The sequence below is a fragment of the Plebeiibacterium marinum genome, assembly GCF_026013615.1.
Taxonomy (GTDB): domain Bacteria; phylum Bacteroidota; class Bacteroidia; order Bacteroidales; family Marinilabiliaceae; genus Saccharicrinis; species Saccharicrinis marinus_A.
This window is the reverse complement of the sequence record NZ_JAPDPI010000035.1, coordinates 48,029-54,891: the sequence shown is the minus strand read 5'-3', so window position 1 is coordinate 54,891 and position 6,863 is coordinate 48,029. Positions and strand designations below refer to the sequence as shown.

The 6,863-nt window shown below is 36.8% G+C and carries 7 protein-coding genes; 3 read left to right on the top strand and 4 right to left on the bottom strand.

Going from position 1 to position 6,863, the window contains the following annotated elements; genetic code table 11:
- Positions 1-607 precede the first annotated feature (607 nt).
- The 3 genes from OM074_RS15435 (at position 608) to OM074_RS15425 (ending at position 2,540) form a co-directional block, all read left to right on the top strand.
- Complete coding sequence (locus OM074_RS15435) at positions 608-853, top strand: hypothetical protein (RefSeq protein ID WP_301201039.1); 246 nt, start codon at positions 608-610, stop codon at positions 851-853.
- A gap of 1 nt (position 854) precedes the next feature.
- Entirely contained in the window at positions 855-1,151 is a 297-nt protein-coding gene (locus OM074_RS15430) for a type II toxin-antitoxin system RelE/ParE family toxin (RefSeq protein ID WP_301201037.1), read from the top strand.
- Positions 1,152-1,250: 99 nt separating this feature from the next.
- Positions 1,251-2,540: an MFS transporter gene (locus OM074_RS15425; protein WP_301201035.1), complete on the top strand. Its 1,290-nt coding sequence runs from the start codon at positions 1,251-1,253 to the stop codon at positions 2,538-2,540.
- A 66-nt stretch (positions 2,541-2,606) separates the two neighbouring features.
- On the opposite strand, the gene OM074_RS15420 is transcribed toward OM074_RS15425, so the two are convergent.
- From OM074_RS15420 to OM074_RS15405, 4 genes are all read right to left on the bottom strand, one after another.
- Positions 2,607-4,268, bottom strand: a complete 1,662-nt coding sequence (locus tag OM074_RS15420) for a WG repeat-containing protein (protein ID WP_301201033.1) — start codon at positions 4,266-4,268, stop codon at positions 2,607-2,609.
- 27 nt (positions 4,269-4,295) lie between these two features.
- The gene (locus OM074_RS15415; RefSeq protein WP_301201031.1) at positions 4,296-5,210 is read right to left on the bottom strand and encodes an outer membrane beta-barrel protein; all 915 of its coding nucleotides are present in this window, start codon (positions 5,208-5,210) and stop codon (positions 4,296-4,298) included.
- Positions 5,211-5,276: 66 nt separating this feature from the next.
- The gene (locus OM074_RS15410) at positions 5,277-6,332 is read right to left on the bottom strand and encodes an anti-sigma factor family protein (RefSeq protein WP_301201029.1); all 1,056 of its coding nucleotides are present in this window, start codon (positions 6,330-6,332) and stop codon (positions 5,277-5,279) included.
- Positions 6,333-6,335: 3 nt separating this feature from the next.
- Positions 6,336-6,821: an RNA polymerase sigma factor gene (locus OM074_RS15405; protein ID WP_301201028.1), complete on the bottom strand. Its 486-nt coding sequence runs from the start codon at positions 6,819-6,821 to the stop codon at positions 6,336-6,338.
- Positions 6,822-6,863 lie beyond the last annotated feature (42 nt).

Sequence of the window (6,863 nt, the reverse complement as noted above, 5' to 3'; positions counted from 1 at the left end):
GCTGATCGTAGCGATTAAGTAAGAAAACGGCTCGGCATAGCGTCTCGCTATGTCGTATTAACCAAGGCCTCTGGCCTGTAAATAAAACAAAAGCCGCATTTTAGAGTGCGGCTTTTGTTTTATGCGGTAGTATGTAAACTGATTACAGCGCTGCAATATTTTTATTAAAGAAGTCTTTGAATTTTTTATTGATAAGCATTTTATCAATCAGTTTAAAAATGGCTTACTTGTTATCATTGCAAATCTGTTGTATCAGTCGCATTTGCTCCAAGGCTGTTTTGTCTTCAATGGTAACTTCAGTAGAAATTCTACTGTCATAATTTAAAATCAGATGGTAACGTAAAAAAGCTGCGCCATTTTTTGCAGCTCTTATTTATTTAAAAAAATAAAGGATTACTGACATTCAACACATATTGTCAGCAGACCTAACAGTTTTTTGAAACCTGTTAGGTTTAGATAAACTTTGAAACTACGTTTTAATGCAAATAAGGAACAACTATTTATACCGTATACAACGCTTTGTTAGTATGGATGTGAATAAATATCATTCGTTAAAATAGAAACAAAAACTGAATATTAATCGTTAACTTTGTAAAGGATAAAAACAATGAAAGTTATGAACTTACAGGCTAAAAAACTGGAATTAGTACAGTTGATATTAAACACAGACCGTCTGTCATTACTTGATAAAGTCAGCAGTTTGCTTTCACAAGAAAAGGAAGCCGATTGGTGGGACGAATTACCCTTGTCTGTACAACAATCTATTGATGAATCAATAGAGCAGTCAGACCGTGGAGAAACAATACCTCATGAAGAAGTTATGAAAGAGGTAAAGTTAAAATACGGATTGTAGGATGAAAGTAATTTGGACAAAAAGAGCAAAACAGGATTATCTTAACGTAATTGAGTATATACATGAAAACTGGGGAATAAAAGAAGTAAGTGATTTTGTCGGCAAAACAAATGATACCATAAAAACAGTAGCTACTAACTCCAAAGCTTTTGTTGCATCAACAAAAAGAAAGAATGTTTACAAGGGTTTTGTGACCAAGCACAACAGCTTGTTTTACCAAGTGAGGCCACGCAAAAAAGAAATCATCCTATTAACCTTTTGGGACAATAGACAAAACCCTCAGAAGTTAAAACACTAAATATCCGATCCTTTCTACTGCAATAAGTTAAATAAAGTTATTGATGAACAGTAGTATCGAGACAATGCCTAAATTTGTCGCTTCACAAAAAACTACTTCATGACACGTTTGGCATCTATAAATAAATGGCCTTTTTTTTATGGTTTTATCATTGTTTTAGTAGGTACTATTGGAGTTTGGGTGAGTGTACCCGGACAAACAGTAGGCGTTAGTACTTTTACCGATCCGGTAAAAGAGGCACTTGGTTTAACACGCGACCAGATAAGCCTGGCCTATGCTTTAGGAACTATAGGCAGTTCGCTGATATTAGGCATTGCCGGAAAATGGTTCGATAAATATGGAGCCCGAAAAGTTTCCTTTTATGCTGCGGCAGGATTAGCCCTTTCTGTGGCCATAGCCTCGCAAAGTGCCCATGTTTCAGATTGGATACAAAGCCGTATTAGTTACTTTACTTGGGTTATCCCTTTCATAGTTATCATGCTGTGTTTTTTCATGATCCGTTTTTCCGGTCAGGGCGTATTGACCTTGTCATCCCGGAACATGATCATGCTTTGGTTTGAAGAATACAGAGGCAGGGTAAACGCCATAAGTTCGGTTGCTGTTTCACTGGGATTTTCCATCTCGCCACTATGGATTGATTATTTAATAGAAGGCTACGGCTGGGAACACGCCTGGTTATGGATTGGTGCCGGATTGGTTGTAATGGCTTTAGTTATTTTGATCACATTTAGAGACAGTCCTGAAAAATATGATTTAAAGCCCGATGGTAACTTATTGAAAAAAACATCTGCTAAAGAAAGCTCTTCTTCAATAAAACAATTTACACGAAAGGAAGCCATAAAAACACGGGCATTCTGGATGTATGGTTTGATGCTGGCATTTAATGGCTACTTTGTAACCGGGTTAACCTTTCACATTGTTTCTGTTTTTGGAAGTGTAGGCTACGACAAAACCCAGGCTTTGAGCTTCTTTTTGCCCATGTCGGTAGTTTCGTTGGTAGCCTCTATTATTTGCAATGCGGTTAGCGATAAAATAAAGCTTAAAAAGCTACTTTTTGCCATGATTATTGCCTCAATGGTATGTTCTATTGGCTTGGCTTTGTTATCGTCAGGAATGGGCTTCTATTTGCTAATTGGGGGAGTTGGGATCATGAGTGGCTTGTATGCCGTTTTGTCTTCTGTTACCTGGCCTCGCTTTTTTGGAAGAAAGCACCTGGGGGCTATTTCTGGCGTAAATATGCAAATGATTGTGTTTTCGAGTGCTTTAGGTCCCTATATGTTCAGCTTATCATATAAACTATTTGATTCGTATGCTCCTATTGCCCTGGCCGGATTGTTAGGTTTGGTGGTTATTGCAATAGGTTCGTTAAAAGCGGATAATCCGCAATAAACAGTGATCAATGAACAATGAACAATGAGCAGTTCATCATTGATCATTGTTCATTGTTCATTGACATCACCATTCGGGGTAAATGCTAAAGCCTATTGAAATTGGATAAAGTTCAGGTGCCTTGTTTTTATCAAACAATGGCGATAAATAATAAGTACCATAAAGATTAATGGCACGATATCCGATTCGGGCCTGTGCCCCATATCTGAAATCATTTAAATTGAACCCTCCCCTATCTTTATCTTTCGACTTCTTTCCATTTTCTTCAGTCACAACTTTTGTGTGTGAACTTAATCTATAACCTGCTATCGGACCAGCAGAAATATAAAACCCATCCCTTCGTTTTTGACTAAACTGGAGCTCAAAAAGAAATGGCACGGTTGCATACAAACTGGTAAACTTGGTTTTATTCAGGTCGCCTTCTATATCTCTATAAGTAAGCTGTCCCTGTGCATCTTTTATCAAGGTGATTGGGTTATCGAACCTGTAATTATTGTAAGTAAAACCCAAACCGGTAACAAAACCTACATTTCCTTTCCTGCTTAATGGTATATTTTGTTCCAGGATATTAATGGAGACTTCTACTGACTTTCCTGTATTAAGCGACAGGTAATCATATTCATCAGCCAACGACAAATCACCATCTTTATTGAGGTAATTGTTAAAACCAAGGTCTACACCCCAGTAATGGCCATCAAAACCTCTTACATCTTTTTTCTTTCTTTTAATGATCCCGGGCTTATCGTTATCATCCTTCTTTTTAAAGCTTATTTTTGTAGAACTGTCATCCGCAACCAACTCCATATCAGACCCAAACAACCTAATAGTTGTAGTATCATTAGCATTGGTAATAATTGTAGTACCATCACCGGTTTCTATCACCGAGTAGTTACTCTCCTCAACTTTATCATCAATATCTTCATAAATTTCAGGATCATTCACCTGCTCACCATTTAAGTTCACATAAGATACCTTTCCGTTGTTAACCACTTTTGCCACACCATCTTCAAAATCGCCAATATATTGATACTGACAAGGTATGAGTTCAGTTCCCACTTGGTTTATATATCCCATTTTACCATTCTTCAGCACCCTGGCAATCCCATCTTCAAAATCCCATATTTTTTGGTACTGTGCAGGAATTACCTCATAACCACTTTCATTGATCATTCCTATCTTCCCATTTTTCAACACCTTGGCCCGGCCGTCTTCAAAGTCCCATATTTTCTGATATTGAGCAGGGATAAACTCATTGCCAGCCTCGTTGATATACCCCATTCCTCCGTTACGGAACACACGGGCCTTACCGTCTTCAAAATCCCATATCTGGTCGTATTTACAAGGGATATACTCATTGCCGGCTTCATTTACATAGCCCATCTTCCCATTTTTCAATACTTTGGCTCTCCCGTCTTCATAATCCCATACCATATCGTATGTTGTAGGAATTATTAAATCGCCATTAATGTTGTAAATACCAATTTTCCCGTTTTTAATCACCTTTATATTACCATTGTCCTGAAGGTTCCAAACCTGCTCATTTTCACAGGGGATTATGATGTTACCATTTCCATCAACCAATCCCATTTTCCCATCCTGCATTACACGGTAATATCCATCATCTATTTCCCAGGTCTTTTGATAGGCCTTAAGAAAGGATTTATCTTCCTGGGCATAGGCACCCACAAGAAAAAAAACCACAAAAATGAACATTGTAACTTTCTTCATAATAATATGTTGTAATTTCTATTTAAACTAAAAATTCACTAATGTAAGACCTACGCTGTAGGGATATATTTCCGGTCCTTTACCATCTTCAAATAAAGTAGAAAAATTATAGGTAGCATATAGTTTAAGTACTTTATAACCTACCTGAACCATGGCACCATATTGAAACGGATTAATATTAATATCATCCCTTGATTTTTGTTTATCGCCATCGGCATACTTTATTTTGGTATGCGATCCCAATTTAAATCCACCATACACCCCGGCCGAAACAAAAGCAGTACACCTGTCCTTAGCCGATGGAATCTGTGCTTCAAGTAACAGGGGAATATTTAAGTAAGAAGCTACAATCTTGCTTTTATCAACAGGCTCGGCAATAGGGTTTCCAAAGGTAGTCCCCTGATCATTAACCTGAATACCATACTGATTGTCATGACGATAATTATAAACCGTCCATCCTAATCCGGTTACCAATCCTACATTCTTTTTCCTCTTCTGCAAACCAATATTGTATTGCAACAGGTTAATTGAAACGGCCATGGATTTACCTGAGTTCAACTCCAAAAAGTCGGCACCAGCAGGCAATGAACCATCATGATCTGGCCCCATATAATTACAGAACCCCAGCTGCACACCGGAAAAATGACCTTTGAATTTCTCTCTGGGGATATGAACCATCCTCACATTAGTTTTATCGTCTTCCTCAATAAATTCCCAACGCTTATGCCCCAGGGTAATCTTTGTTATGGTATCGTTACATTCATCAAACTCAACCTTAGCCTTAGGAAAACCAACTATGGCCTTTTCCTCATTTTCATCAATAACAATAATATCCACCGAATTATTGTCTTTTTCACCCTTCTTTGAATCATCCGAGCTTTGAGCCAACATCATAGATGGAACTAATAAGGTGCATATTATGAGCGTATATAACTTTTGCATATTTACTTGTTTTACAATTACTATTATTTCGTGAAAAGCTTTTCTATGTTTACGACGCCTGATACCTTAATTTGTTACAGGCAACGATTTAATTTTACGGGATAAAGAAATATTATCCGACTCCAATTGGTAAGCTACCATTTCCCCATTTTCGTTAAGATACTTTTTAACCGTAGTTGGGTTTCCGGATAAATAGTTGATAAACTTGATACCACTATTAACCACTTTTGCAGAACGGGATAACTTTTGACTCTCCAGGCTCACATGATTTTCCAGGGCTATCAAGTCCTCTTCTGTTTGTCTTAGGTTATTCGAAATTACAATGGGCATCATGGAATTTAGTCCAATTTCGTAAGCATTTAATGTTTTATTATAAAATCTGTTATCAATTCCTTTTGCAATCATTGGTTTAACTGAATCCTTAAGTAGTTTTACAGTACTTTTTTCGGATGCTTCTTCCCTTTTGTATACTTCTATCTTTTTGTTGTTTGCATTTTGTGTAGATAAAATATCTTTCTCCAAGGAAACTTCTTTTGATTTTTGCTGCTCTTTTTTAGGTATTTCAATCAAAGATGGAGTATCGTTAACCACCACTGTTTGCAATTGGTTTCCAGACTGCTTTAATATTGGAATACCACCAATACCTAACAAAAGAGCGATGGCTGCTGCCGCACTCATTTTTCTAAATGTAGAAATAGAAACAAAAGGAAGAATACTGGCTCTTTTTAAGTCGTTCTTATGAGAATACAAAATATTCTTATCACTATGTATTATTGTTCTTTGATACGTTTTAAATAAAGTTTTACTTTCAGTATGTGATTGACACAAATCTTTTTTCCATTTCTGCTCCTTTGGGGTTAATCCTATCTCCAGTTCTTTAATGGCTATATAATCCTGGTATGGAATTTCAAAGAATTCAGCTTCAGTTTTTATCAGAGATGATTTGTCATCATAAAATGCAGGTTCCGGAGTCAAAACCAACTCATCCAAACCATCCATTTCATCTTTCACATGCGGATTTTCATCCAAAAACTGCTCAAATTGTTTCTGATCTTCTTCAGATAATGTTCCATCAAGGAAATCCACCATCCATTCTTCGTAATTATCTATAGTGATCTTCATAACTCAAACTAAAACTTCAATTTTACCAATGTACTGTTTCAAAAACTGCCTTCCCCTGAAAATATATACTTTCACTTGCGATTCGCTAAGATTGGTTATTTCAGCAATTTCCTGATAAGAATACCCTTCATAATCCCGAAGCAGGATAACATTTTTTTGGTCGGGAGGCAAACGATCCAAGGCCTCGTGGAGTACCTCATTAACATCTGAATAGGATTCATTTGTATAATATTTATTTGCATCCGCATCCTCCCAGGAGGCCTTGTATTTTTCTCTTCTAATCGAATCGATCAAAGTGTGGTAGGCTGTTGAAAACAAATAGCTTTTCACCTTTGCACAGGAAATATCCGAATGGTTTTTCCACACTTTTTCAAAGGTATCCTGAACCACATCTTTTGCCCGCTCCGAGTCTTTAATATTCTTCAACACAAAACGATAGATATTATCTGAATATGCCTCTACACTATTATTATATTCTTTAACCGTCATCCGGATTTAGTAGGGTTTAATTAATAAGACAAAAAGAAATGA